The following is a 24,489-nucleotide window of genomic DNA, read 5'->3' as shown; positions in this document are numbered from 1 at the left end:
GGTTAAGGTGAGCAAGCGACTGTTCAATTTCTGTGCGGGACCGGCAGCCTTGCCGGAAGCAGTATTGCAGACAGCCAGGGACGAGCTGACCGACTGGCACGGCAAGGGCCTGTCAGTCATGGAAATGAGTCACCGCAGTGACGAGTTCGTCAGCATCGCCGAGCAGGCCGAGCAGGATCTGCGTGACCTGTTGAGCATCCCGTCGGACTACAAGGTGCTGTTCCTGCAGGGCGGTGCCAGCCAGCAGTTCGCCCAGATTCCGCTGAACCTGCTTGGTGAAGATGGCAGTGCCGACTACATCGACACCGGCATCTGGTCGCGCAAGGCCATTGAAGAGGCGTCCCGCTACGGCCACATCAATGTCGCTGCGTCCGCCAGGGAATACGACTATTTCGCCATTCCCGGCCAGAACGAATGGCAGTTGTCTGCCGATGCGGCCTATGTTCACTACACGCCCAACGAGACCATTGGCGGGGTGGAATTCAACTGGATTCCCGAGGTGGGTGACAAGCCGCTGGTGGCGGACGTATCGTCCGATATCCTGTCGCGCCCGTTGGATGTGTCGCGTTTCGGCCTGCTGTACGCCGGCGCGCAGAAGAACATCGGTCCCAGCGGCCTGACCGTCGTCATCGTTCGTGACGACCTGCTGGGCAAGGCCCACAGCAAGTGCCCGACCATGCTCGACTACAGTGTCGCGGCACAGAACGGCTCCATGTACAACACGCCGCCGACCTTCGCCTGGTATCTGTCCGGTCTGGTGTTCCAGTGGCTCAAGGCCCAGGGCGGTGTCGAAGCCATGGAACGCATCAATGGCGCCAAGCAGCGCAAGCTGTACGCCGCCATCGACGGTAGCGAGCTATACAGCAACCCGATCAATATTGCCGACCGCTCGTGGATGAACATTCCCTTCCGTCTGGCCGACGACCGCCTGGACAAGCTATTCCTGGTCGGGGCCGAGGAGCGCGGTCTGCTCAACCTGAAAGGTCACCGCTCGGTGGGCGGCATGCGTGCCTCCATCTACAACGCGGTACCGGAAGCGGCAGTGGATGCGCTGGTGGCCTATATGGCCGAATTCGAAAAACAGCACGGTTGAATGACATGTCAGACGAAGCGCAACTCTCTGCTCTGCGTAACCGGATCGACTCGCTCGACGAAAAGTTGCTGGAACTGATCAGCGAGCGAGCCCGCTGCGCCCAGACGGTAGCCGAGGTCAAGCAGAAGACCCTGACCGAAGGCGAAAAGCCGGTGTTCTACCGGCCCGAGCGGGAAGCCTGGGTGCTCAAGCACATCATGGAGCTGAACAAGGGGCCACTGGACAACGAAGAAGTGGCGCGCCTGTTCCGCGAGATCATGTCTGCCTGCCTGGCGCTGGAGGAGCCCCTGCGGGTGGCCTACCTGGGGCCGGAGGGCACCTTTACCCAGGCCGCGGCGCTCAAGCATTTCGGCCATTCGGTGCGCAGCATACCCATGGCGGCGATCGACGAGATCTTCCGCGAAGTGGCGGCTGGGGCGGTGCATTTCGGTGTCGTACCGGTGGAGAACTCCACCGAAGGGGCGATCAACCATACCCTCGACAGTTTCCTCGAGCATGATCTGGTGATCTGCGGTGAAGTAGAGCTGCGCATCCATCATCATCTGCTGGTGGGCGAAAACACCCGTACCGACAAGATTTCCCGGGTCTACTCCCACGCCCAATCCCTGGCCCAGTGCCGCAAGTGGTTGGACGCCCATTACCCCAATGTCGAGCGGGTGGCCGTGGCGAGTAACGCCGAGGCGGCGCGCCGGGTCAAGGGTGAGTGGAACTCGGCGGCGATTGCCGGCGACATCGCCGGCGAGCTGTATGGCCTGACCTGTATTGCCGAGAAGATCGAGGACCGCCCGGACAACTCCACGCGCTTTCTCATGATCGGCAACCAGGAAGTCCCGCCGACCGGCGACGACAAGACCTCCATCATCGTCTCGATGAACAACCGTCCGGGCGTGCTGCATCATCTGTTGCAGCCGTTCCATGACAACGGCATCGACCTGACCCGCATCGAAACCCGGCCTTCACGCAGCGGCAAATGGACCTATGTATTCTTCATCGATTTCTTCGGTCACCAGCACGATCCGCTGATCCGCGATGCGCTGGAGAAGATTCGTGAGGAATCCGTGGCGCTGAAGATCCTGGGGTCCTATCCGAAGGCGGTACTTTAACCGTAGCGGCAAGCTACCGGCGGCAAGCTGCACGCGGTTTGGCAGAGGGTTGCTCGGAGCTTGCGGCTTGTAGCTTGAGGCTTTGTCATGAGTTGCGATTTCCTCGGTCTGGCGCTGCCAGGCGTGCAAGAACTGTCCCCCTATGTACCCGGCAAGCCGGTGGAAGAGCTGGCCCGGGAGTTCGGCCTCGATCCCGCCGAGATCATCAAGCTGGCCAGCAACGAAAACCCCCTCGGCCCGGCGCCTATGGCGCTGAAGGCGATCCAGGAAGCCCTGCCGGAGCTGACCCGCTATCCTGATGGCAACGGCTTTGCCCTCAAACAGGCAGTGTCCCGGCGTTTCGGTTTCGACTTGTCGATGATCACCCTGGGTAATGGCTCCAACGACGTGCTCGAATTGCTGGCCCGGGCGTTTCTCGCACCGGGTAGTGAAGTCGTGTTCAGTCAGCATGCCTTTGCCGTCTATCCCATTGTCACCCAGGCAGTGGGCGCAACCGCGGTGCAGGTGCCGGCCCGTGAGTGGGGTCACGACCTGGAAGCCATGGCTGCGGCCATCACTCCGGCCACCCGGCTGGTGTTCATCGCCAACCCGAACAACCCGACGGGCACCTGGATCGAGCGCGCCGAGTTCGAAGCCTTCATGGCACAGGTGCCGGAGCAGGTATTGGTGGTGCTGGACGAGGCCTACACTGAATACGTCACCGCCGATGATGCGCTCAACGGCTTCGACTTCATTGATCGCTGTCCCAACCTGATCGTCACCCGCACTTTCTCCAAGGCCTACGGCCTGGCGTCGCTGCGCGTGGGTTACGCCATCAGCCATCCGCAGGTTGCTGATGTGCTGAACCGGGTGCGGCAACCCTTCAACGTCAACAGCCTGGCATTGGCTGCTGCTGTGGCGAGCCTGGAAGATACCGCCTATCTGGCCGAAAGCCGCCGCGCCAACCGCGAAGGCATGCTGCAGCTTGAGCAGGGGTTCCGTGAGCTGGGCCTGGGCTGGATATCTTCACGCGGCAACTTCATCGCCGTGGACCTGGGCCGCGAGGCTGCACCTGTCTATCAGGGGCTGCTGCGGGAGGGCGTCATCGTCCGCCCGGTAGCAGGCTATGGCATGCCCAACCATTTGCGGGTGTCCATCGGTTTGCCGCAGGAAAACAAGCGCTTCCTTGATGCTCTGGCCCGGGTTCTGAACGGTGAATGACAGCGTCATGACGACGTCATCTGCCGAGCCGATAATCGGTCGTCTGGCGGTGATCGGTCTGGGTCTGATCGGCGGTTCCTTTGCCAAGGGCATGCGCGAGTCCGGTCTGTGCCGTGAAGTGGTGGGCTGTGATCGCGACCCGGCCACGCTGCGCCAGGCCATGCCCCTGGGCGTGGTCGACTTCATCACCGATGACCTGGCCAGCGCGGTACAGGGCGCCGATCTGATCATGCTGGCGGTACCAGTGCTGGCCATGGAGCAGGTGCTGGGCCAGCTGGCTCAGCTGGAATTGGGCCAGGCAGTGATCACCGACGCCGGAAGCACCAAGAACGTTGTGGTCGATGCCGTGCGCGGGGCCTTTGGTTATCTACCGCCACAGTTCGTGCCCGGACATCCGATTGCCGGGTCCGAGCTGAGCGGGGTGGAAGCAGCCGATGCACTGCTGTTCCGCAACCACAAGGTGATACTGACGCCGCTGGCCGAGACCAGCGAGGCCGCGTTGACACTGGTGCGCCGGAGCTGGAGGGCGCTGGGCGCGGATGTCGAGGATATGCCGCTGGCGGACCACGATGAGGTGCTGGCAGCGACCAGCCACCTGCCGCATCTGCTGGCCTTTTCGCTGGTCGACACCCTGGCCTCACGCAGCGAAAACCTGGAGATATTCCGCTATGCTGCCGGTGGTTTTCGAGATTTCACCCGGATCGCTGCCAGCGATCCGGTCATGTGGCGGGATGTATTCCTGGCCAACCGCGACGCAGTTCTGCGCAGCCTGGACAACTTCACCCACGATTTAAGCCGCTTGCGCGCAGCGGTCGAGGACGGGGATGCCAACGCCCTGTTGGGGGTATTCACCCGAGCCCGATCCGCACGCGAGCATTTCAGCAAGATTTTGGCCCGCAGGGCATATATGGAACCCATGCAGACTCAATCAATCAATTTCATCGCCAATCCCGGCGCCAGCGTACAGGGTCGTATCCGCGTTCCGGGTGACAAGTCCATCTCCCATCGCTCGATCATGCTCGGCTCCATTGCCGAAGGCGTGACCGAGGTCGAGGGGTTCCTGGAAGGCGAGGACAGTCTTGCCACCCTGCAGGCATTCCGCGACATGGGCGTCGTCATCGAAGGGCCACACCATGGACGGGTCACCATCCAGGGCGTCGGCCTGCACGGTCTGCAGGCTCCACCCGGGCCGATCTATGTCGGTAATTCGGGAACCTCCATGCGGCTGCTGGCGGGCCTGCTGGCCGGGCAGAACTTCACCACCGAACTGACCGGTGATGCTTCCCTGAGCAAGCGCCCCATGGGTCGTGTTGCCAATCCCCTGCGGGAGATGGGGGCAAGCATCGATACTGCCGCCGAGGGGCGTCCGCCGCTGCTGATCAATGGCGCCCAGAGCCAGCTCAAGGGGATGGACTATGTCATGCCCATGGCCAGCGCCCAGGTCAAATCCTGCCTGCTGCTGGCTGGCCTCTATGCCGAGGGCAAGACCTCCGTTACCGAGCCGGCGCCGACCCGTGACCACACCGAGCGCATGCTCAGGGGCTTCGGCTACCCGGTGCAGGTCAAGGGTGCCACCGCGACCGTTGAATCCGGCCACAAGCTGACCGGCGGCAAGATCGACGTGCCGGCGGATATTTCCTCGGCAGCCTTCTTCATGGTTGCGGCCAGCATCGCCGAAGGCTCGGACCTGACCCTGGAGCATGTGGGCATCAACCCGACCCGCATCGGCGTGATCAATATCCTGCGGGCCATGGGTGGCAACATCACCCTGAGCAACGAGCGCGAAGTGGGTGGCGAGCCGGTCGCCGATATCCGGGTGCGTTACGCCGGCCTCAAGGGTATCGAGATCCCCTTGGACCAGGTGCCTCTGGCGATCGACGAATTCCCGGCGCTGTTCATTGCCGCGGCCTGTGCCGAAGGGCGCACCGTGTTACGCGGCGCTGAAGAGCTGCGGGTCAAGGAATCCGACCGCATCCAGGTCATGGCCGATGGTCTGCAACTGCTGGGTATCAAGGCCGAGCCGACCCCCGATGGCATCATCATCGATGGCGGCGTGATGGGCAGTGCGACCGTTGACAGCCACATGGACCACCGCATCGCCATGTCCTTCGCCATCGCCTCGCTGCGTGCCACCGGCGAGATTCGCATCACCGACTGCGTCCATGTCGCCACCTCGTTCCCCGGCTTCCTCGATCTGGCGCGCTCGGTGGGCATCAATATCCGCCAGGAGGACAACGCGTGACTGCTGACACAGACATGGCGCCCGTCATCACCATCGATGGGCCGGGAGGCTCCGGCAAAGGCACTCTCACCGGCATGCTGGCCGCCCGGCTGGGCTGGAATCTGCTGGACTCCGGCGCACTGTATCGGGTGCTGGCCTTCGCCGCCGGCAATCACGGGGTGGATCTTGCCGATGAGCAGACCCTGACCAGCCTGGCAGCCCATCTGGACGTGCGGTTCCTGGCTGAAGAAGGCCAGGAGCAGCGCATCATTCTCGAAGGCGAGGATGTTACCCGGGGTATTCGCACTGAAACGGCCGGCGCCGGCGCATCCCGGGTGGCTTCCCTGCCAGCCGTTCGTCAGGCGCTGCTAGGCCGTCAGCAGGCCTTCCGCGAGGCGCCCGGGCTGGTCGCCGATGGCCGCGATATGGGTACTGTGGTGTTTCCCGATGCCCAACTGAAGATATTTCTGACCGCCAGCCCGGAAATCCGTGCTGAACGCCGTTACCGGCAGTTGCTCGAAAAGGGCGAAACTGCTAGTCTTGCGGGTCTTCTCGATGAAATAAATGCCAGGGACGAGCGGGATATGAACCGCAGCATCGCGCCATTGCGGCCAGCTGAGGATGCCATCCTGATCGATTCTTCGCACATGAGCATCGAAAAAGTACTTGAAGCAGTGCAGACGGAAGCGCGCAAGCGCAACCTGCTGGACTGATCAGGCGAGTCCTTGACCGGGTAATCAGCACTACCGGAAAAGGTATCAATATAATCAACCCACGCAAGCTGGTGGCGTGGCGGGCAAGTTGGCTGCAGGGCACGCGTTTGAGCGGCCAGGCGGTTACTGCCTTATTACACTTTTACAGGAATCCAAATGAGCGAAAGCTTTGCCGAACTTTTTGAAGAAAGCCTGAAAACCCTTGATATGGAGCCAGGCTCCATCATCACCGGTATCGTTGTGGACATCGACTCTGACTGGGTCACCGTTCACGCCGGCCTGAAATCCGAGGGTGTCATTCCGCGCGAGCAGTTCCTGAACGATCAGGGCGAACTGACCATCAGCGTGGGTGATGAGGTACACGTTGCACTGGACGCCGTCGAAGACGGTTTCGGTGAAACCAAACTGTCCCGTGAGAAGGCCAAGCGCGCCGAATCCTGGAAAGTCCTCGAAGCAGCTTTCGCCGCAGAAGAAATCGTCAAGGGTGTCATCAACGGCAAGGTCAAAGGTGGCTTTACCGTCGACGTCAACACCATTCGTGCGTTCCTGCCGGGTTCCCTGGTCGACGTCCGTCCGGTCCGCGACACCGCGCACCTGGAAGGCAAGGAACTGGAATTCAAGGTCATCAAGCTCGACCAGAAGCGCAACAACGTTGTCGTTTCCCGTCGCGCCGTTCTCGAAGCCGAGAACAGTGCCGAGCGCGAAGCCCTGCTGGAAACCCTGCAGGAAGGCCAAGTTGTCAAAGGTATCGTCAAGAACCTCACCGACTACGGTGCGTTCGTTGACCTGGGCGGCGTAGATGGTCTGCTGCACATTACCGACATGGCCTGGAAGCGCATCAAGCATCCGTCCGAAATCGTCAACGTTGGCGACGAGATCGACGTCAAAGTGCTGAAGTTCGACCGCGAGCGCAACCGCGTTTCCCTGGGTCTGAAGCAGCTGGGCGAAGATCCATGGGTTGCCATCACCGGTCGCTATCCGGAAGGCACTCGTGTCAACGCCAAGGTCACCAACCTCACCGACTACGGCTGCTTCGCCGAGCTGGAAGAGGGTGTTGAAGGCCTGGTTCACGTTTCCGAAATGGATTGGACCAACAAGAACATCCATCCTTCCAAGGTCGTTCAGGTTGGCGACGAAGTGGAAGTCATGGTTCTGGACATCGACGAAGATCGTCGTCGTATCTCCCTGGGCATCAAGCAGTGCAAGATGAACCCGTGGGAAGAGTTCTCCAGCAAGTTCAACAAGGGCGACAAGATCTCCGGCTCCATCAAGTCGATCACCGATTTCGGTATCTTCATTGGTCTGGACGGCGGCATCGATGGTCTGGTTCACCTGTCCGATATTTCCTGGAACGAAGTCGGCGAAGAAGCCGTACGTCGCTTCAAGAAGGGCGACGAGATCGAAACCGTCATCCTGTCGGTCGATCCGGAGCGCGAGCGCATCTCCCTGGGTATCAAGCAGCTGGAAGACGATCCGTTCTCCAACTTCGTATCCCTGAACGAGAAAGGCACCATCGTTACCGGTACCGTCAAGGAAGTTGACGCCAAGGGCGCGGTAATCACCCTGGTCGAAGACATCGAAGGTACTCTGAAGGCCTCCGAAATCAGCCGTGACCGCGTTGAAGATGCGCGCAACGTGCTGAACGTCGGCGACGAAGTCGAAGCCAAGATCATCAGCGTTGACCGCAAGAGCCGTGTCATCAGCCTGTCGATCAAGGCCAAGGACGTTGAAGACGAGAAAGAAGCCATCCAGGACCTGCGCAAGCAGGAAATGCTGGCTGCCGGTCCGACCACCATTGGTGATCTGATCAAGCAACAGATGGAAAACAAGGGCAACTGATTGCCAGTGTGATCCATTGAAAAAGGGCGACTTCGGTCGCCCTTTTTTGTGCTCGCTGTTCCTGGTCTGGCGTGGTTGGCCATATCAGGCTGTTCAAATCCAGTCAAGCATGGTAAAACAAATCAAAACGGATCCTAGCCGATTGAATAAAAAGGGAAAATCATGACCAAGTCGGAGTTGATCGAACGTATAGTCGAACAACAGGGCCAGTTATCAGCCAAGGATGTGGAGCTGGCCATCAAGACTATGCTGGAACATATGTCGACCGCGCTGGCCACGGGCGAGCGTATCGAGATACGAGGGTTTGGCAGCTTCTCGCTGCATTATCGGGCGCCGCGTGTCGGCCGTAATCCCAAGACCGGCGAGTCGGTACAGCTCGACGGCAAGTACGTGCCGCATTTCAAACCCGGTAAAGAGTTGCGGGATCGGGTCAACGACTCGCTGGAAACCGCCTGACCCGGCATATGACTCATCCTCAGGCTGCGCTATACTGCCTCCCTGCACAAGAAAGGGGAGTGGCGGCATGCAATGGCTGAAACGCGCGGTGCTGATCATCGTGCTGTTGTTGGTAGCACTGGCGACCATCGATTTCATGCTGGAAAACCAGCAGAACATCGCGTTGCAGTTTCTTGAAATATCCTCTCCCGAATATCCGGTTTCCCTTTTCATCATCATCGCCTTCATTCTCGGCAGTGTGCTGGGTGTTCTGATTGGCTGGCTGCTGACCACCCGCCTGCGGCTGCGTTTGATGGTGCAGAGCAATGAACTCAATCGCTATCGCAAGGAAGTCGACAAGCTGCGTACCCAGGCTGTCAAAGGCTGATTGCCATGCAGGAACTGATGTTCCTCGGCTTGTTCGTGGCGGCGTTGGGGATTGGCTGGTTTCTTGGTCGCCGTGAGGCCATCAAGGTCGGCGTAATGCTGGCGCCCCACGGTAGTGCCATCGACAAGCAATATTTCATCGGTCTCAACTACTTGCTCAATGAGCAACCGGACGAGGCGATCGAGACCTTTATCCGCGCCCTTGAGGTCAACCCCGAAACGGTTGAGACCCATATCGCCATCGGCAAGCTGTTCTGTCAGCGTGGTGATGTCGAGCGGGCGATCAAGGTGCACCAGAACCTACTGGCGCGGCCCAATCTCACTACCCAGCAGGCCGACCGGGTGCAGTTCGAGCTGGCCCGGGATTATCTGGCGGTCGGGTTGCACCATCGGGCCGAACGGCTGCTGGACGAGCTGGTGGAGTCGGGCTCCAGCCTCAGCGCCGATGCGCTGTCCGATCTGGTGCGCATTCACGAGCGCGAGCGTGACTGGCAACAGGCGGTGGCAGTAGGCAAGCGCCTGCTGCGTGAGCGAGAGAGCTTCGCGGTCACCTTGGCACATTACCACTGCGAACTGGCCCGCGAGGCGCAGGCGCGTCAGGAGTGGCCGCAGGCGCGGCGCCATCTGCTGGATGCGCTTGCTACCCAGCGCAACTCGGTGCGCGCCATGCTGATGCTGGCCGAGCTGGAGGCGGGGCAGGGGCGTGATCGTGAGGTGCTCAAGTGGCTGCGCCGGTTGGCGGTGAACGATCCGGATTTCATTCCCCAGGCGCTGCCGCTATTGCAGAACCTTGCGGCGGCTGATCATCTGGATCTGCTGGCTTTTCTCGACGAGGTACTGGAAAATGCCCAACCGCCGATGGTAGCGACCGTGCTGGCGCGTGCCGATGAGTTGAACAAGCGCGCCGGACTCGCTGCCACCAGCCGGTACGTGCTTGCCCACCTGCAGCAGCAGCCCTCATTGCGCGGATTGCTGTATCTGATTGATCTGCACAAGGATAATGTCGAGCCCCGCGGGCATGCCAATCTGATGATTCTGCGCGGGATCGTTGAAGCATTGCTGATCGACAAGCACAAGTATCGCTGCCAGGCCTGCGGTTTTTCCGGCAGGCAGTTGCACTGGCAATGCCCGACCTGCCACGGCTGGTCAACGACAAGACCTTTGAAGGGACCGGAGCCGGCTAACGCCAGCCCGTCGCTGAGAACCATCTGACACAGGAAAGATAAATGCCCTGCAATAGCCCGATAATTGTTGCCCTGGACCTCCCCGATATGACCGCCGCGGTCACCATGGCCGACCGTCTCGATCCGGCACAGTGCCGCCTCAAGGTAGGCAAGGAGTTGTTCACTGCGACTGGGCCGGCCATCGTGGAGGCGCTGCAGAGCAAGGGATTCGAGGTGTTTCTGGATCTCAAGTTTCACGACATTCCCAACACCACCGCCAGCGCCGTTCGGTCGGCGGCCGAGCTGGGCGTGTGGATGGTGAATGTGCATGCCAGCGGTGGCCGGCGGATGATGGAAGCCTGCCGCGAGGTATTGGAGCGCCGCTCCGGTCCGAGCCCGCTGCTCACCGCGGTCACGGTGTTGACCAGTCTGGAGCAGGAAGATCTGCAGGAAGTGGGCATTGATATCGAGCCCATGGTGCAGGTGCAGCGCCTGGCACGTCTGACGCAGGATTGCGGCCTGGATGGAGTGGTCTGCTCGGCGCGTGAAGCGAAAGCGCTTAGAAACGCACTCAGCGAGGATTTCAAGCTGGTGACACCGGGCATCCGCCCGGATGATGCCAGTGTCGATGATCAGAAGCGCATTGTCACGCCACGCCAGGCGATGGAGAACGGTAGCAGTTACCTGGTGATCGGGCGTCCCATCACGCGTGCCGAAGACCCGGCGGCAGCGGTGTCCGATATCCTGGACAGCCTGAACAGCTGAAACGAAAGAGCCCGCCAATATGGCGGGCTCTTTTTTGTCACGGTAGAACTGTCAGCTGATCTGCGACTGCTGGTAGTTCTCGATACCTACCTTGTCGATCAGGCTCAGTTGAGTTTCGATCCAATCGACGTGCTCTTCTTCCGAGGTCAGGATGTCTTCGGCCAGCTCTCGGCTGCCGTAATCACCGATGCTTTCGAAATAGGCGATGGCGGCCTTGAGATCGGGGATGCCCTTCATTTCCAGACGCAGGTCGCATTCGAGGATTTCGCGGGTGTTTTCGCCGATCAGCAATTTGCCCAGATCCTGCAGATTCGGGATGCCTTCAAGAAACAGGATGCGCTTGGTCAGAGCATCGGCATGCTTCATCTCATCGATGGATTCATGGTATTCATGGTCGCCGAGCTTATCCAGACCCCAATCCTGCAGCATGCGGGCATGCAGGAAGTACTGGTTGATGGCAACCAGCTCGTTGCCGAGCAGAATGTTGAGATGGCGGATTGCCTGTGCGTCGCCTTTCATGACGGAATTCCTCAGTGCGGGATCAATTCACTGAGTGTGCTATCCGCGCGGCGAACTGTCAAATACAAGCCTTGAAAATCAAGAAGATAGAAATGTTTCGCGATGGCATGCAAGACGCATTCATGCCATTGCGAACTGCCCTGCGTTGACGAAGCTGGTGGTGGCAGCCTGGCGGTATTCACCGATGATGGACTTGCATTCACGACCGCATTTACCGCATTGATTGGCGACATCCAGACGCTCTCGCAGATCCCGCATGCTGCAGGCGCCATCGGTAACAGCGTCGCGAATCTGGGTATCGGTAATTCCCTTGCAAAGACATACGTACATCGGTGCCACTCCAAGGTGTCAGCTGAGCAATGGCTATACGCTAATCATAATGAGAATAATTGTCAAACAACTATCGATGCGATTCGCAAAAAGATAGACGGGCGGTCCGCTTAAGCAGTGCGCAACCCCCTTGTGGACGGCATCAGTGCGCTGAATATCGCCCATCGTCCGCTCTGATGATGTCTGGATGCCGCGCCAGTCCTGATGCGCAGCGGTACGGCGCGATGCCTGGGCAAACCCTCGTTACATCTCGTTGAAATCAGGCTCGGATATTGATCGCCGGCTGGCATAGACTCGCATCGACTATTACAAGAAAAGGGGCGGGGCCTGGCTCCCTGCCTGAGCAACGGAGTCGTCCCATGAGTCAGTCCGGCATTCTGAAACGATCAACCATTCTCGTCCACGGTTCCGTGGGCATCCCCCTGGCCATCATCGGTTATCCGCTGGCCGTCTATCTCCCACCGTTTTACGCCCAGGAAATGGGCTTGAACATGGCGTTGATGGCGTTGGTGCTCGTTCTGGCACGATTTTCCGATGTCATCACCGACCCGCTGGTCGGCATGATCAGTGATCGCTGGCAGACGCGGTTCGGGCGCCGCAAGCCCTGGCTGATAATGGGTACGCCGCTGATGCTGCTGGGCACGGTAATGATCTTCATGCCGCCGGAAGGGGCGGGGATCATGCATCTGATGGGCTGGACCATATTGATGTACCTCGGCTGGACCATGGTCACGCTGCCGTACGGCGCCTGGGGAGCGGAGCTGTCGACGCTCTATCATCAGCGCAGCCGCGTTACCGCCTCCCGTGAAGGTTTCATTCTGTTGGGGTTGTTCATCGCTGCCCTGGCGCCGGCCATTGTCCAGGCGCTGGGCGCGCGCTATGCGGCGGGCGATACCGACAGTCTGCTGATGCGTACCGCAGTCTGGTTGGTGGGCCGCGATGGCGAACTGGGGATCGGCTACGGGCCCATTCTGGCCTCGATGGGCTGGTTGCTGCTGATCCTGCTGCCCATCACCGTGTTGCTGGTGGTCACCTGCGTGCGCGAAGCGCCGCCGCGTTCGGTGCAACGTACCGATTGGAAGAAGGGGCTGCGTGTACTGAAGAATAACGGGCCGTTCAAACGTCTGATGCTGATTCTGCTGATCGTGATTACCGGTGAATCCTTCCGTAATGCCATGTCGGTGTTCTTCATGCAGCACGTGATCCAGATTCAGGCGCACATCGGCATGATGTATCTGCTGTATTTCGGCATTGGCATCCTGGGTATCCCATTCTGGCTGGCGCTGGGGCGCCGGATTGGCAAGCACCGCGCTTTCTGTGTGGCGGTTGGCATCTCCAGTCTCAGTATCCTTGGCATGTTCTTCCTGCAGGCTGGCCAGCTGTTGCCGTTTGCCATCATGTTCGCAATCAAGGGCTTCTGCTTTGCGGCCTTCCAGTTTTTGCCGCTGTCGATGCTGGCTGATATCGTCGATCTGGACACGGCGCGCAGCAAGGAACATCGCACCGGCTTGTTCTTTGCCATGTCCGGCATGGCCCAGAAGATGGCCATGGCCGTCGGTCTCGGCTTATCGCTGGGCCTGCTGGCGCTGGTGGGCTTCGATGCGACCCAGACGGTGCACAGCGAGCAACAGTTGATGTCGTTGCGGGTGCTTTACATCATCGGCCCCGTGCTCATGTACATGGCAGCCTTCATGCTGGCGCGCCGTTACCCGCTGACCTCTGATCGACAGGAGCGCATCCGCCAGTGGATCCAGCGGCGCAATGTGCGGTTGCAGATTGTGGAGGCAGATTAAGGGTGACTGCGGTGCCTGGTCTGTTCGCGGGCGAGCCCGCTCCCAAAGGGGAGGTGTCTGGGTGCGCCCGAGTCGCGCGGCTGTGAAAGCGGCCTTGGCCACCAAGCTTTTTTCGCCAGTCATATCGCAGTCGCGCAACTGACAGGTTGTTCCGTTATGCTGTCATCCTTCAGCAGAGGTTAGGAAGGATGGCAGCGATGTCGGAGCGGTCTCAGTTCGGTCTGTTACGCAGCAGGCGTTTTCTGCCGTACTTCATCACCCAGTTTCTGGGTGCGTTCAATGACAATGTGTTCAAGCAGGCGTTGGTGCTGGCGATCCTGTTCAAGATCGGGGTCAGCGCCGATCCCAATGTATTGATCAACCTCAGCGCCTTGCTGTTTATCCTTCCGTTCTTCCTCTTTTCCGCTCTGGGCGGGCAATTCGGCGAGAAATATCCCAAGCAGCGGCTGATCCGTCTGATCAAGTGTGCCGAGATCATCATCATGCTGGCAGGGGCGGCCAGCGTGCTACTGGGGCATCTGCCGTTGATGCTGGCGGTGCTCTTTGCCATGGGGGCGCAATCCTCCCTGTTCGGTCCGGTGAAATACTCCATATTGCCGTTGCACCTGGCTGAGCGGGAGTTGATCGGGGGCAACGCCCTGGTAGAAATGGGGACCTTCCTGGCGATTCTCGGCGGCACCCTGTTCGCTGGTGTGCTGATGTCTGGTGAGCAGTGGGCGAGTTGGGTGTCGGTAGCGGTGGTCTTGTTGGCGTTGTGTGGCTTTCTCACCAGTCTGGCGATTCCGCCCACCGCCGCTGCGCTGCCGCACCTGCAACTGGACTGGAATATCTTCCGCCAGTCGGCGCGGATTCTTCATCTGGGGCTGGTCCAGCAATCGAAGGCGGTATCCCGGTCGCTGCTGGCCAACTCCTGGTTCTGGTTTCTTGGGGCCACCTATCTGGCGCAGATTCCCGGCTTTACCCGGGATTACCTGGGCGGCGATGAAACTGTGGTCACGCTGATCCTGGCGGTCTTTTCCACCGGGATCGCCGCCGGTTCGCTACTGTGCGAGCGGCTCTCGAACAAAAAGGTAGAGCTGGGGCTGGTACCGCTGGGCGCTATCGGCCTGACGCTGTTCGGGCTGCTGCTGTGGGGCGGCGCGGGTTTCATTGACATGGGCGAGGGTGGGCTCGGCTGGTTGGATCTGCTGCTGCAGCCGGCCGCCTGGGCGGTCATGGCCTGCATCCTGGGTCTGGGTGTCTTCGGCGGTTTCTACATAGTGCCGCTGTATGCTTTGATCCAGTCCAGAACGGCGGACAGCGAGCGTTCCCGGGTCATTGCCGCCAACAATATTCTCAATTCCCTGCTGATGGTGATTTCCGCCATTTTCGCCATGTTGATGCTGGGCTTGGTGGGGGTTAGCATTCCGCAACTCTTCCTGGTGGTTTCGCTGCTCAACGTAATGGTCAGTCTGTATATCTTTCTGGCCGTGCCCGAATTCACCGACCGACTCAAGGCGTGGGCTGGCAAATGAAGCTGATGGACGACATACGACGGCGCGATCAATTGCTGGACTGGACCGAGCAGGGTCTGCTCAGCCGGGAGCAACTTCAACGGGCGTTGGTACCGGAGCGGCCGCAGCCGGCCGCCCGCCATTGGTTGGCGGCGCTCGACCGAGTGCTGGCGTTCTATGGTTGTCTGTTGCTGGCACTTGGCGTGCTGTTCTTCTTCGCCTTCAATTGGGAAGAACTGCACCGTTTCACCAAACTGGCGCTGGCCGCAGCGGCGCTGAGCGGCTTTGCCGGCATTGCCTTGCTGATGCCACGGGAATCCGTCGTCGGGCGGGCCACGTTAATGGGGGCGGCGCTGGCGACGGGTGGATTGCTGGCGCTGATTGGACAGACTTATCAAACCGGGGCGGATATCTGGCAGCTATTTGCCGTCTGGGCGGTATTGAGCCTGCCTTGGGCGCTGCTGTCGCGGTCTGCCGCCTGTTGGGTGCTATTCTGGCTGGTCGCCAACCTGGCGCTGGTGCGCTATTTCGCCAGCACCGGCAGTTGGCTGTTCGGCGGGCTGCACGGTGTCTCTCCGGGATTATTGAGTCTGGCCGCGTTCAATGCGCTGCTGCTGGTGTTATTCGAATGTTGGGGCGGTCGCTTGCTGCTGCAGCCCAGCCGCCTCCTGCCACGCCTGGCGGGCTGTGGAGCACTCGCCGCGCTCGGTCTGGGCGCGATGATTGCCTGGTGGCGTCCGGGGCTGGGCCACCTGTTGCTGATACTGGCTGCGATCTATCTGGTGGGCATTCCCATCTACCGACGCTTCAGACCTGACCTGTTGCTGCTGGCCATGCAGCTGTATTCGCTGGTGGCGGTGCTGACCGCGGGCCTGGCGCGATTGCTGCAGGATATCGACGACTTCGCCTTGGTCTGGCTGCTCGGCCTGTTCGTGCTGGTGGGCAGCGCCATGGTGTCGGTCTGGCTGCAGCGTTGCTATCGGGAGGACCAGCAATGAATAGGAGTTGGCAGCAGGCGTTGCTCGACGAGTTGCAGCAGCGGCGGATACTGGAGCAGGACGAGGGTATGCGACTGCAGGCCGGGCAGGCGGCACCCTGGTATATGACGGCGCTGTCCGGCTTCGCCGCCTGGTTTGCGGCGCTGATGCTTCTAGCGGCCTGGGTGATGAGTCTGGGCAGCGGGCCGCTGCCAAACCTGTTTGCCGGCGTGCTTTTGTTACTGACAGCTATTGGTTTGTTGCGCGGCTCGGGGGCCTTCGTCCCCCAGCTGGGATTGGCCTTTTCCATGCTCGGGCAGGCATTGCTGGTGTTTTTCAGTGCTGAGCTGCAGCAGATGGATTTTCTGAGGCTTCCGGCACTGGTGGCGCTACTGGTGGCTATTGGCATGCTGCTGGTGCCTGCCGGCAGTGGACACCGGTTTGTCTGCGCCCTGGCGGCCATGCTGGGTCTGGTGCTGTTGTTCGACTCTTATTTCCTGTTATCGATCCAAGCCGTGGTGCTGGCGGCGCTGGCCGTCTGGCTCTGGCTGCGGCGCGCCCACTGGGCACATCTGCCTCAGGCCGGGATGATCCGCGCAGTTGCCGGTGCGGCTACGCTAGTGGCCATGGCATCAGGCATCATCGGCCAGCCGTCAATGGGCGGCCTACGCTGGATTCTGGCGCTGGAGGGCGACAACGCCGGATGGTTGGCGTGGCTCTATCCGCTGGGCGCCACGCTGGTGTTGCTGGCGACTCTGGTCTGGCTGACCAGCGCCGTTCAATGGCCGGTTCGGCTGGGTGCTCTGGCCGGCGTGCTTGTGCTTGCCGCTCTGAGCAGTCCGGCGCCGGGGTTACTGATTGCCGCGGCCCTCTGGCTGGCGGTATTCCACGCCTGTGATCGGCTCTGGTCGGTGCTGGTGGGAGTGGGTGTGGCGTTCTACTTGAGCGACCTGTATTACAGCCTGCATATCACGCTGCTGGTCAAATCGATATTGCTGGTCGCCAGTGGCTTGTTGCTGTTGGCGCTGCGCCAATGGCTGGTCATGCCGTTGAGGAGGGCTGAATGAGTCGATACGTCTTGGGCGTTATTGCTGCCTGGTTGCTGGTGATGGCAGTGGCCGGGTATGCGGTCCTTGGTCATGAACGTACCTTGCGCGACGGCCAACTGGTACTGCTGCGCCTGGCCCCGGTGGACCCGCGTTCGCTGATGCAGGGCGACTATATGGCGCTGCGCTTTGAGTTGGATTCACAGCTGCGGGCCGAAAATGGCAAGTGGCCTGCCTATGCCCATTTGCAGCTGGGTGCAGGCGCGCGAACGACTTTCATCGGTACCGGTGACACACCCATCAACGAGCCGGGCAGAGTATCCATGCGTATCCGGCCAGGTGCGGGTGGCGCAAGCCTGGGGCCTAATGGGTTTTTCTTCCAGGAAGGTAAGGCTGCGCTCTATGAGGCTGCGCACTGGGGTGGTTTCCGGGTGGCGGCTGACGGGACTGCGTTGCTCACCTCGCTGTATAGCGAGGATCTGAGATTATTGGGCAACAACCGCCGTTAATTGTGCTGAAAGCGGAAGCGGATCAAGCTTTCTGGGGCTTGGCTGCAGTCTTGCTGGCCGGCTTGCCGTAGGTCTGGCCGCTGGTGCCGCTGGGGATGCTCTGGATTTCGCCGCCCGAGGCAAGGAAGGCTGCAATCTGGTTGTCGATGGACTCGCTGGTGGCTACGGCCGCATCGGCTTTACGTTTGGCAGGGGCGGTTTTTGCTGCGGGCTTGACGGCAGGTTTGACAGCGGGTTTGGTGGACATGTGGTACCCTCTTGGCGGAAAAAACAACCATAATACACTATTTGTGTCAACATTGCTTGGCTGCTTTTTTCAAAGCCGTTTCGTCTACGCAAAAACGGCTCTGAGGACACCGGGGAAGCTTAGTGCTGGTGGCCACCTACGCCGTGGGCATGACCATGCGCCAGTTCTTCGGCAGTCGCTTCGCGGACCGACAGAATCTCGATATCAAAAGTCAGATCGCGACCAGCCAGCGGATGGTTGGCATCCACTTCGGCCTGGGATAACCCTACCTTGACCACAGTCACCTGGCGCGGGCCCTGTTCGGTCTGAATCACCGCCAGCATGCCCGGCTTCCACTTCTTCGCACCTTGCAGATGCTTGACCTGGACCTTCTGGGTGGCATTGTCCTGGCGCGGGCCGTAGGCCTTGTCGACCGGCAGCTCGACGCTGAAGACGTCACCGGCTTCGCGCCCTTCCATGGCCTCGACCAAACCATCCAGCAGACCGGGCTGACCGTGCAGGTACAGCACGGGTTCGTGCTGGCGCGAACTTTCGACTTCGCCATTGGCATCGGAGAGGGTGTAGTGGAACTCGACTACCGTATTTTTTGCGATCTGCATGAATGACTCATCAGGCTGGTTGTAAAGGCGCCATTATCCGGACCCGTCGCGCTCTTGCCAAGTCGCGACGGGTCAGACCGAAACCCCGGACGCCAATACCTGCTCCAGCGGCAACTGCGCACTGACATTGACGCTACCCTGGGCGGAGAAAATCACCAGATGGTCGGCCGACACGCGGATGCCCAGCACCTCGCCCAGTGAATGATCGTCATGGCTCGGGAAAATCGCCTCCAGCACGCTGCCCGTCGCAAGTTGCAGGCGATACAGTGTGCTGGCGCCGAGGAACAGCTTGCCGGTGATGGTGGCTGTCAGGCTGCTGCCTTCCTGGCCAACGATATCGTCGGGGCGCAGCAATACATCCACGGCGCTGCCAGTGGGCAACTGATATGCGCGGTTGCCGCGGATCACGCCCAGCTCGGTCTGCACCGTATCGGGCGTAAGCAACTGGCCGCGAATGAAGTAGCCCTGACCAATGAAGCTGGCGACAAAAGGCGTAGCCGGCTCGTGGTACAGGTTATAGGGCGTGTCCCATTGTTGCAGGCGCCCCTCGCGCAGTACCCCAACCTGATCACAAACGGCAAAGGCTTCGCTCTGATCGTGGGTGACCAGCATCGCACTGGTGCCGCGGGCCTTGAGGATGTCGCGCACCTCACCCGACAGCCGCCGGCGCAGCTCGCCGTCCAGATTGGAGAAGGGCTCGTCGAGCAGCAGCAGCCGGGGTTCCGGTGCCAGTGCGCGGGCCAGTGCTACCCGCTGCTGCTGGCCGCCGGACAGCTCATGGGGATAGCGCTGGCCGAGCTTGCCGAGTTTGACCAGCTCCAGCAGCTCGCCAACAATGCGCTGGCGTTCGGGGTGTTTGTTGATGCCGAAAGCAATGTTCTGCGCCACGGTCAGGTGCGGGAACAGGGCGTAATCCTGGAATACCATGCCGATCCGCCGTTGCTCCGGCGGTACGTTATGGGTAGGGCTCGACAGTACCTGGCCATCCAGGCGAATCTCCCCGGCGCTGACCGGCTCGAAACCGGCAATGCTGCGCAGGGTCGTGGTCTTGCCGCAGCCGGACGGGCCGAGCAGGCAGCCGATATCGCCGGCGCGCAGATGGATGCTCAGCTCCTGTACCACCTTGTGCCCGGCATAGCCGCAGGCGAGATTATTCAGCTCCAGAACGATATCGGACATGGGGGCTACCGTCAGTCGATGAGCAGGAATTCAACCAGTGCCTTCTGTGCATGCAGGCGGTTCTCCGCCTGATCCCAGACCACGCTGCGCGGATCCTCCATCAGCGCCGCCGATACTTCCTCGCCCCGGTGAGCCGGCAGGCAGTGCATGAAGATCACCGACTCGTCCGCCCGGTCGAGCATTGCTGGCGTCACCTGATAGGGCGCGAAACTCTGCATGCGAGCCTGTGCTTCCTCTTCCTGACCCATGGAGGCCCAGACATCGGTGCATACCAGGTGGGCGCCGGCAACGGCCTCGTTGGGATCGCGCAGCAGGGTGACGCGACCGCCAGCCTGTTCGAGAAACGCCGGGTCCGGGTCATAACCCTCGGGGCAGGCAATACGCAACTGGAAGTCGAACTGCATCGCCGCCTGGATATAGCTGTTGCACATGTTGTTGCCGTCGCCGATCCAGACCACTACCTTGTCCTTGATGCTGCCGCGGTGCTCCAGGAAGGTCTGCATGTCGGCCAGCAGTTGGCAAGGATGCAGGTCATCACTCAGGCCGTTGATCACCGGCACCTGTGAATGGGCGGCGAAGGTGTCCAGAGTGCTGTGGGCAAAGGTACGGATCATGACCGCATCGCACATGCGCGACAGCACCCGGGCGCTGTCCTCGATCGGCTCGCCACGACCCAGCTGGGTATCGCGGGGTGACAGGAAGATGGCCTGACCGCCCAGCTGGATCATACCCGCCTCGAAGGACACCCGGGTCCGGGTCGAGGCCTTTTCGAAGATCATGCCCAGCACACGGTTTTTCAACGGCTCGTAGATGACGCCCTGCTGATGCAGTGACTTGAGCTCGATACCGCGTTTCAGCAGTCCAGCCAGTTCTGCCGGGGTGCAATCCATCAACGAAAGAAAATGCCGTACAGTCATCTTGTGCTACCTGGTTACATCGGTCGGCTGTCGACCGGAAACAGTGGGCCTTACCGTGACCTGACGGCCCGGTACAAGCCATACGCGAAAAAGTGAGAAGCGGGGATCTTATAGGGAAAATCCGGTGCAAGGCAAATACCCGTGCCCCTGTCGCTGCTCCTCGGCAACGAGATCCACTTTGCGGTACAATGAGCGCAATTTCGGGCCACGCCATTGAGGACTCCCATGAGCACCATCGACACCATCAAAGAGCAGATCTCCAGCCACCCGGTACTCATCTACATGAAAGGCGCACCCAACGCGCCCCAGTGCGGTTTTTCCGCCCGCGCGGTTCAGGCGCTGATGAGCTGCGGCGAGAAGTTCGCCTACGTTGACATCCTGCAGAATCCGGACATCCGCACGGAGCTGCCCAAGTACGCCAACTGGCCGACCTTCCCGCAGCTGTGGGTAAAGGGTGAACTGGTCGGCGGCAGTGACATCATCCAGGAACTGTTCGACTCCGGCGAACTGCAGACCATGGTGAGCGCCGCCACTGCGGAGTGAGGTCCAGTGGACTGAAAAGATCCCGTCCCGGCCTGGTCGTGACGGGATTTTTTGTGCCCGACCGTATGGGAAAGCTCCCCTAAGCACCGGATGACAAAAGATTTTTTCAACCCCCTCTTGTGAAAAACGGACGATTATGTAAAATGCCGCCTCACAAACACGGAGCGTAGCGCAGCCTGGTAGCGCGTCTCGTTCGGGACGAGAAGGTCGCTGGTTCGATTCCAGTCGCTCCGACCAATACCGAAAGCCCTGATTCGCAAGAGTCAGGGCTTTTTTGGTTTCTGGTTGCCTGATTGAGCGCTAGCTGTCGGCGTTATCCATAGCGCCTTCTTCATTGCCGATGCTGTTGATTTCCTGCAATGCCTTGCTGGAATGGACGACGCAGCTTTCCTCATCACCTTGCGCCTGGGCTTCACCGGCCAGGCGGATATGATCTTCGAGCTGGGTGCGGGCTTCGTCGGACAGTTGATCCAGGGGCGCCGAAGAATAGCGCGCCAGCTCCTGCATGTTGGATGTGCAGGTGACATCCTCGGCAAACGCGACCGGGGTGGCCAGCAGCGCGGTAGTGAAGATCAGTGCCAGGGTTTTCATGGGGAATCTCCGGTGTGCCAATGAAATGGTACTCATCCATTGGGACAATGAGCTGGTCGCAGGGTTTGGTTAATTTTGCGGCAGCACACATACGTACAGGAATTGCCATGCAGCGTGCTATCTGCAATCGGTTACCACTGGTATTCTTCGTGTTTCCACGGAATCTGGAGTCGCTGGCCGGTCATGCTCAACGAGAATTTTGAAAACAAGAGTTTCATCCTGCTGCTGGCATTGGTCTCGGTGGCCTTCGTCTGGTTGCTGTTGCCGTTTTATGGTGCGGTCTTCTGGGGCACTGTCCTGGCATTGATCTTTCAGCCGATGCAGCGGCGTTTCGAAACGCGGCTCAATCAGCGGCGGGGGTTGGCGGCGCTGATTACCCTGGCCATCATCCTGTTGATGGTGATTTTGCCGGTCAGCCTGCTGGCCGGTGCGCTGGTCCAGGAAGGGGCAGCCATCTACCAGCGTATCGATACGGGTACCCTCGACTTTGGTGCCTACCTGCAACAGGTCATCAACGCCTTGCCCGGCTTTGCCCAGGATCTGCTGGCGCGATTCGGCCTGACCGATATTTCCAGCGTGCAGGAACGTATTTCCCAGCTGGCGATGAGCGGTAGCCAATATCTGGCGACCAAGGCCTTCAGCATCGGTCAGAACACCTTCCAGTTCCTGATCAGCTTCGCGATCATGCTCTATCTGCTGTTCTTCCTGCTGCGCGATGGCCGGCAGGTGGCGTCGAGAATCCGCCGGGCCATTCCGCTGGGTGAAGGCTACAAACAGCACCTGCTCAGCAAGTTCACTACGGTGATCAAGGCCACGGTCAAGGGCAACATCGCGGTGGCGGTGGTGCAGGGCGCGCTGGGCGGGTTCATCTTCTGGGCGCTGGGGCTGCAGGGCGCGCTGCTCTGGGGTGTGATCATGGCGGTGTTGTCGTTGCTGCCGGCAGTCGGTGCCGGACTGATCTGGGGGCCGGTGGCGATCTACTTCCTGGCAACCGGAGCCATGTGGGAGGCGGCAATACTGACCGCTTTCGGCGCGGTGGTCATCGGTCTGGCGGATAACGTACTGCGCCCCATCCTGGTAGGCAAGGACACCAAACTGCCCGACTATGTGATATTGATTTCCACTCTGGGCGGGTTGGCGTTGTTCGGGCTCAACGGTTTTGTCATCGGGCCGCTGATTGCGGCGCTATTCATCGCTGCCTGGAGCTTGTACGCCGAAGCCCGGGAGGAGCAGGAAGTAGTTGCCGTGCCGACCGAGGAATTGTCTCAGGCCGAGCTGGCTGAAGAGAACGCCCTGGCGACGGCTGAGCCGGTTATTCCGACGCAGGACAAGCCGATCAGGGATGCTGATTCCTGATTCGGCTGACCGCATCCAGCCAGCCGCTGTAGAGCGCTTCACGGCGCTCTTCTGGCATGGCTGGCTGAAAGCTGCGCTCGCAATCCCAGCGCGCCGCAATGGCATCCAGGCTGTCGAACAGGCCCATATGCAAACCCGCCAGGCAAGCCACGCCGAGGGCGGTGGTTTCTGTTACCTGGGGGCGGTCCACCGGGACGCCGAGGGTATTGGCCAGGGCCTGGACCATCCAGTTATTCACCACCATGCCGCCATCCACCCGTAAGGCCGAGGTGGCGATGGCGCCATCGGCGATCATCGCTTCCAGCAGATCGCGGGTCTGGAAGCACACCGACTGCAGTCCCGCAGTGACGATTTCGGCGATGCCGGTATCCCGCGTCAGGCCGAAGATCGCCCCCCGCGCCAGCGGGTCCCAGTAGGGCGCACCCAGGCCGGTGAAGGCCGGTACCAGGTACACACCGCTCTGATCGCCCACCTGTTCGGCGAGGGCTTCGGTCTCATCGGCGTGGCGGATCAGCTTGAGGCCGTCGCGCAGCCACTGGATCGCGGCGCCGGCGACGAAGATGCTGCCCTCCAGTGCGTAGGTGGTCCGCCCGCCGAGCCGATAGCCGACCGTGGTCAGCAGCCGGTGGGAAGAGGCTACCGGCTGCTCGCCGGTATTCATCACCATGAAGCAGCCGGTGCCATAGGTGCTCTTGACGCTGCCGGGGGCGAAGCAGGCCTGGCCGACCAGTGCGGCCTGCTGATCCCCGGCCATGGCCGCGATCGGCAGGCTGGCGCCGAACAGCGCTGCGTCGGTCTGACCGAAATCCGCAGCGTTATCCAGCACCTCCGGTAGCAGGCTGCGCGGTATGTCCAGCAGCTGCAGCAGATCTTCGTCCCACTGCTGGTTGTGAATGTTGAACAGCATGGTGCGTGAGGCATTGGTTGCGTCGGTGCGGTGCACCCGGCCGCCGGTCAGGCGCCACAGCAGAAAGCTGTCGATCGTGCCAAAGCGCAGCTCACCCCGTTCGGCGCGTTCGCGCGTGCCAGCGACATTGTCCAGCACCCAGCGCAGCTTGGTCGCAGAGAAATACGGATCAATCAGCAGTCCGGTGCGCTGGTTGATCAGGGGCTCGTGCCCCTCGGATTGCAGGCGATCACAAAAGGCGGCGGTGCGCCGGTCCTGCCAGACGATGGCCGGATAGACCGGTTCACCGGTGGCTGCATCCCAGACCACAGTAGTTTCGCGTTGGTTGGTGATACCGATGGCCAGCACATCGGCGGCATCCAGTTCGGCCTTGGTCAGCGCCTCGCGTACCACCGCCAACACGCTCTGCCAGATGTCCTCCGGATCGTGCTCCACCCAGCCATCCCGGGGAAAGTGCTGGGTGAACTCCTGTTGTGCCACGCTCACCGGCTGGCAGTGCTCATCGAACAGCATGGCGCGGCTGCTGGTGGTGCCCTGATCGATGGCGAGAAGATGTTTCGGCAT

General features: G+C 60.7%; 25 protein-coding genes and 1 tRNA gene. 18 read left to right on the top strand and 8 right to left on the bottom strand.

Features of this window, described 5'->3' with window-relative positions:
* Window positions 1-7 precede the first annotated feature (7 nt).
* From serC to pyrF, 10 genes are all read left to right on the top strand, one after another.
* Window positions 8-1,093 carry a 3-phosphoserine/phosphohydroxythreonine transaminase gene (gene serC / locus DHB74_RS00880; RefSeq protein ID WP_499160581.1) on the top strand — a complete coding sequence of 362 codons (1,086 nt, stop codon included), beginning with the start codon at window positions 8-10 and terminating at the stop codon, window positions 1,091-1,093.
* Window positions 1,094-1,098: 5 nt separating this feature from the next.
* The gene (gene pheA / locus DHB74_RS00875; RefSeq protein WP_036993522.1) at window positions 1,099-2,196 is read left to right on the top strand and encodes a prephenate dehydratase; all 1,098 of its coding nucleotides are present in this window, start codon (window positions 1,099-1,101) and stop codon (window positions 2,194-2,196) included.
* An 87-nt stretch (window positions 2,197-2,283) separates the two neighbouring features.
* Window positions 2,284-3,396, top strand: a complete 1,113-nt coding sequence (hisC, locus tag DHB74_RS00870; RefSeq protein WP_036993521.1) for a histidinol-phosphate transaminase — start codon at window positions 2,284-2,286, stop codon at window positions 3,394-3,396.
* Between the two features lie 31 nt (window positions 3,397-3,427).
* On the top strand, window positions 3,428-5,638 hold the full coding sequence (locus DHB74_RS00865) for a bifunctional prephenate dehydrogenase/3-phosphoshikimate 1-carboxyvinyltransferase (protein ID WP_499161015.1): 2,211 nt from the start codon (window positions 3,428-3,430) through the stop codon (window positions 5,636-5,638).
* Window positions 5,639-5,652: 14 nt separating this feature from the next.
* Entirely contained in the window at window positions 5,653-6,330 is a 678-nt protein-coding gene (gene cmk, locus DHB74_RS00860) for a (d)CMP kinase (protein WP_036993520.1), read from the top strand.
* A gap of 156 nt (window positions 6,331-6,486) precedes the next feature.
* Window positions 6,487-8,169 (top strand): 30S ribosomal protein S1, encoded by a 1,683-nt coding sequence (gene rpsA / locus DHB74_RS00855; protein ID WP_036993519.1) that lies wholly within the window; start codon window positions 6,487-6,489, stop codon window positions 8,167-8,169.
* A 162-nt stretch (window positions 8,170-8,331) separates the two neighbouring features.
* Window positions 8,332-8,625, top strand: coding sequence for an integration host factor subunit beta (gene ihfB, locus DHB74_RS00850; protein WP_036993517.1), 294 nt, complete (start codon window positions 8,332-8,334; stop codon window positions 8,623-8,625).
* A gap of 67 nt (window positions 8,626-8,692) precedes the next feature.
* The gene (locus DHB74_RS00845; protein WP_036993516.1) at window positions 8,693-8,992 is read left to right on the top strand and encodes a LapA family protein; all 300 of its coding nucleotides are present in this window, start codon (window positions 8,693-8,695) and stop codon (window positions 8,990-8,992) included.
* A 5-nt stretch (window positions 8,993-8,997) separates the two neighbouring features.
* Window positions 8,998-10,203 carry a lipopolysaccharide assembly protein LapB gene (lapB, locus tag DHB74_RS00840; RefSeq protein WP_136869708.1) on the top strand — a complete coding sequence of 402 codons (1,206 nt, stop codon included), beginning with the start codon at window positions 8,998-9,000 and terminating at the stop codon, window positions 10,201-10,203.
* A gap of 14 nt (window positions 10,204-10,217) precedes the next feature.
* Window positions 10,218-10,919 carry an orotidine-5'-phosphate decarboxylase gene (gene pyrF / locus DHB74_RS00835; RefSeq protein WP_036993514.1) on the top strand — a complete coding sequence of 234 codons (702 nt, stop codon included), beginning with the start codon at window positions 10,218-10,220 and terminating at the stop codon, window positions 10,917-10,919.
* Window positions 10,920-10,970: 51 nt separating this feature from the next.
* Here pyrF and bfr read toward each other — a convergent pair whose 3' ends face one another.
* Complete coding sequence (gene bfr / locus DHB74_RS00830) at window positions 10,971-11,438, bottom strand: bacterioferritin (RefSeq protein WP_036993513.1); 468 nt, start codon at window positions 11,436-11,438, stop codon at window positions 10,971-10,973.
* A 120-nt stretch (window positions 11,439-11,558) separates the two neighbouring features.
* On the bottom strand, window positions 11,559-11,768 hold the full coding sequence (locus tag DHB74_RS00825) for a bacterioferritin-associated ferredoxin (RefSeq protein WP_036993511.1): 210 nt from the start codon (window positions 11,766-11,768) through the stop codon (window positions 11,559-11,561).
* 359 nt (window positions 11,769-12,127) lie between these two features.
* Between DHB74_RS00825 and DHB74_RS00820 the strand changes: the two genes are divergently transcribed.
* The 5 genes from DHB74_RS00820 to DHB74_RS00800 all read left to right on the top strand — a co-directional run bounded on the left by DHB74_RS00820 (window position 12,128) and on the right by DHB74_RS00800 (window position 17,586).
* Window positions 12,128-13,561, top strand: coding sequence for an MFS transporter (locus DHB74_RS00820; protein ID WP_051611477.1), 1,434 nt, complete (start codon window positions 12,128-12,130; stop codon window positions 13,559-13,561).
* Between the two features lie 188 nt (window positions 13,562-13,749).
* Window positions 13,750-15,075, top strand: coding sequence for an MFS transporter (locus DHB74_RS00815; protein ID WP_328591605.1), 1,326 nt, complete (start codon window positions 13,750-13,752; stop codon window positions 15,073-15,075).
* Between the two features lie 5 nt (window positions 15,076-15,080).
* Entirely contained in the window at window positions 15,081-16,052 is a 972-nt protein-coding gene (locus DHB74_RS00810; protein WP_169304611.1) for a DUF2157 domain-containing protein, read from the top strand.
* Window positions 16,049-17,098, top strand: a complete 1,050-nt coding sequence (locus DHB74_RS00805; protein ID WP_036993508.1) for a DUF4401 domain-containing protein — start codon at window positions 16,049-16,051, stop codon at window positions 17,096-17,098. Before DHB74_RS00810 ends, DHB74_RS00805 begins: the two co-directional genes overlap by 4 nt.
* A complete protein-coding gene (locus DHB74_RS00800; RefSeq protein ID WP_036993507.1) occupies window positions 17,095-17,586 on the top strand; it encodes a GDYXXLXY domain-containing protein in 492 nt (163 codons plus the stop codon). The genes DHB74_RS00805 and DHB74_RS00800 overlap by 4 nt, the downstream gene beginning before the upstream one ends.
* Before the next feature lie 22 nt (window positions 17,587-17,608).
* Here DHB74_RS00800 and DHB74_RS00795 read toward each other — a convergent pair whose 3' ends face one another.
* From DHB74_RS00795 to argF, 4 genes are all read right to left on the bottom strand, one after another.
* Complete coding sequence (locus DHB74_RS00795) at window positions 17,609-17,833, bottom strand: PFL_1563 family small protein (protein ID WP_036993506.1); 225 nt, start codon at window positions 17,831-17,833, stop codon at window positions 17,609-17,611.
* A gap of 119 nt (window positions 17,834-17,952) precedes the next feature.
* Entirely contained in the window at window positions 17,953-18,432 is a 480-nt protein-coding gene (locus DHB74_RS00790) for an FKBP-type peptidyl-prolyl cis-trans isomerase (RefSeq protein ID WP_074778232.1), read from the bottom strand.
* 72 nt (window positions 18,433-18,504) lie between these two features.
* Window positions 18,505-19,611, bottom strand: a complete 1,107-nt coding sequence (locus tag DHB74_RS00785) for an ABC transporter ATP-binding protein (RefSeq protein ID WP_074778234.1) — start codon at window positions 19,609-19,611, stop codon at window positions 18,505-18,507.
* A gap of 11 nt (window positions 19,612-19,622) precedes the next feature.
* Complete coding sequence (argF, locus tag DHB74_RS00780) at window positions 19,623-20,528, bottom strand: ornithine carbamoyltransferase (protein WP_499160580.1); 906 nt, start codon at window positions 20,526-20,528, stop codon at window positions 19,623-19,625.
* 225 nt (window positions 20,529-20,753) lie between these two features.
* Between argF and grxD the strand changes: the two genes are divergently transcribed.
* Window positions 20,754-21,071: a Grx4 family monothiol glutaredoxin gene (grxD, locus tag DHB74_RS00775; protein ID WP_036993498.1), complete on the top strand. Its 318-nt coding sequence runs from the start codon at window positions 20,754-20,756 to the stop codon at window positions 21,069-21,071.
* Between the two features lie 160 nt (window positions 21,072-21,231).
* Window positions 21,232-21,308, top strand: a tRNA-Pro gene (locus tag DHB74_RS00770).
* A 63-nt stretch (window positions 21,309-21,371) separates the two neighbouring features.
* Here DHB74_RS00770 and DHB74_RS00765 read toward each other — a convergent pair.
* Window positions 21,372-21,662: a PA2433 domain-containing protein gene (locus DHB74_RS00765; RefSeq protein ID WP_074778238.1), complete on the bottom strand. Its 291-nt coding sequence runs from the start codon at window positions 21,660-21,662 to the stop codon at window positions 21,372-21,374.
* A gap of 183 nt (window positions 21,663-21,845) precedes the next feature.
* Here DHB74_RS00765 and DHB74_RS00760 point away from each other — a divergent pair, with 183 nt between their 5' ends.
* Window positions 21,846-23,018, top strand: a complete 1,173-nt coding sequence (locus DHB74_RS00760) for an AI-2E family transporter (RefSeq protein ID WP_063608071.1) — start codon at window positions 21,846-21,848, stop codon at window positions 23,016-23,018.
* Here the strand turns inward: DHB74_RS00760 and glpK are convergent.
* Window positions 22,999-24,489 carry a glycerol kinase GlpK gene (gene glpK / locus DHB74_RS00755; RefSeq protein ID WP_499160579.1) on the bottom strand — a complete coding sequence of 497 codons (1,491 nt, stop codon included), beginning with the start codon at window positions 24,487-24,489 and terminating at the stop codon, window positions 22,999-23,001. The genes DHB74_RS00760 and glpK overlap by 20 nt on opposite strands.

This window comes from Pseudomonas sp. G11-1 (genome assembly GCF_024031555.1).
Taxonomy (GTDB): Bacteria; Pseudomonadota; Gammaproteobacteria; order Pseudomonadales; family Pseudomonadaceae; genus Halopseudomonas; species Halopseudomonas bauzanensis.
This window is presented reverse-complemented; position numbering and strand designations above follow the sequence as displayed.

Excerpts from the sequence above, each read along its gene's own strand:
- DHB74_RS00815 (WP_328591605.1), top strand. The coding sequence starts at position 13,750 with ATGGCAGCGATGTCGGAGCGGTCTCAGTTCGGTCTGTTACGCAGCAGG.
- argF (WP_499160580.1), bottom strand. The coding sequence starts at position 20,528 with ATGACTGTACGGCATTTTCTTTCGTTGATGGATTGCACCCCGGCAGAA.
- bfr (WP_036993513.1), bottom strand. The coding sequence starts at position 11,438 with ATGAAAGGCGACGCACAGGCAATCCGCCATCTCAACATTCTGCTCGGC.
- rpsA (WP_036993519.1), top strand. The coding sequence starts at position 6,487 with ATGAGCGAAAGCTTTGCCGAACTTTTTGAAGAAAGCCTGAAAACCCTT.
- lapB (WP_136869708.1), top strand. The coding sequence starts at position 8,998 with ATGCAGGAACTGATGTTCCTCGGCTTGTTCGTGGCGGCGTTGGGGATT.
- DHB74_RS00760 (WP_063608071.1), top strand. The coding sequence starts at position 21,846 with ATGCTCAACGAGAATTTTGAAAACAAGAGTTTCATCCTGCTGCTGGCA.
- glpK (WP_499160579.1), bottom strand. The coding sequence starts at position 24,489 with ATGCCGAAACATCTTCTCGCCATCGATCAGGGCACCACCAGCAGCCGC.
- cmk (WP_036993520.1), top strand. The coding sequence starts at position 5,653 with ATGGCGCCCGTCATCACCATCGATGGGCCGGGAGGCTCCGGCAAAGGC.
- hisC (WP_036993521.1), top strand. The coding sequence starts at position 2,284 with ATGAGTTGCGATTTCCTCGGTCTGGCGCTGCCAGGCGTGCAAGAACTG.
- DHB74_RS00790 (WP_074778232.1), bottom strand. The coding sequence starts at position 18,432 with ATGCAGATCGCAAAAAATACGGTAGTCGAGTTCCACTACACCCTCTCC.
- DHB74_RS00845 (WP_036993516.1), top strand. The coding sequence starts at position 8,693 with ATGCAATGGCTGAAACGCGCGGTGCTGATCATCGTGCTGTTGTTGGTA.
- pyrF (WP_036993514.1), top strand. The coding sequence starts at position 10,218 with ATGCCCTGCAATAGCCCGATAATTGTTGCCCTGGACCTCCCCGATATG.
- DHB74_RS00795 (WP_036993506.1), bottom strand. The coding sequence starts at position 17,833 with ATGTCCACCAAACCCGCTGTCAAACCTGCCGTCAAGCCCGCAGCAAAA.
- DHB74_RS00800 (WP_036993507.1), top strand. The coding sequence starts at position 17,095 with ATGAGTCGATACGTCTTGGGCGTTATTGCTGCCTGGTTGCTGGTGATG.
- DHB74_RS00765 (WP_074778238.1), bottom strand. The coding sequence starts at position 21,662 with ATGAAAACCCTGGCACTGATCTTCACTACCGCGCTGCTGGCCACCCCG.
- ihfB (WP_036993517.1), top strand. The coding sequence starts at position 8,332 with ATGACCAAGTCGGAGTTGATCGAACGTATAGTCGAACAACAGGGCCAG.
- grxD (WP_036993498.1), top strand. The coding sequence starts at position 20,754 with ATGAGCACCATCGACACCATCAAAGAGCAGATCTCCAGCCACCCGGTA.
- DHB74_RS00785 (WP_074778234.1), bottom strand. The coding sequence starts at position 19,611 with ATGTCCGATATCGTTCTGGAGCTGAATAATCTCGCCTGCGGCTATGCC.
- DHB74_RS00810 (WP_169304611.1), top strand. The coding sequence starts at position 15,081 with ATGGACGACATACGACGGCGCGATCAATTGCTGGACTGGACCGAGCAG.
- DHB74_RS00805 (WP_036993508.1), top strand. The coding sequence starts at position 16,049 with ATGAATAGGAGTTGGCAGCAGGCGTTGCTCGACGAGTTGCAGCAGCGG.
- DHB74_RS00825 (WP_036993511.1), bottom strand. The coding sequence starts at position 11,768 with ATGTACGTATGTCTTTGCAAGGGAATTACCGATACCCAGATTCGCGAC.
- DHB74_RS00820 (WP_051611477.1), top strand. The coding sequence starts at position 12,128 with ATGAGTCAGTCCGGCATTCTGAAACGATCAACCATTCTCGTCCACGGT.
- pheA (WP_036993522.1), top strand. The coding sequence starts at position 1,099 with ATGTCAGACGAAGCGCAACTCTCTGCTCTGCGTAACCGGATCGACTCG.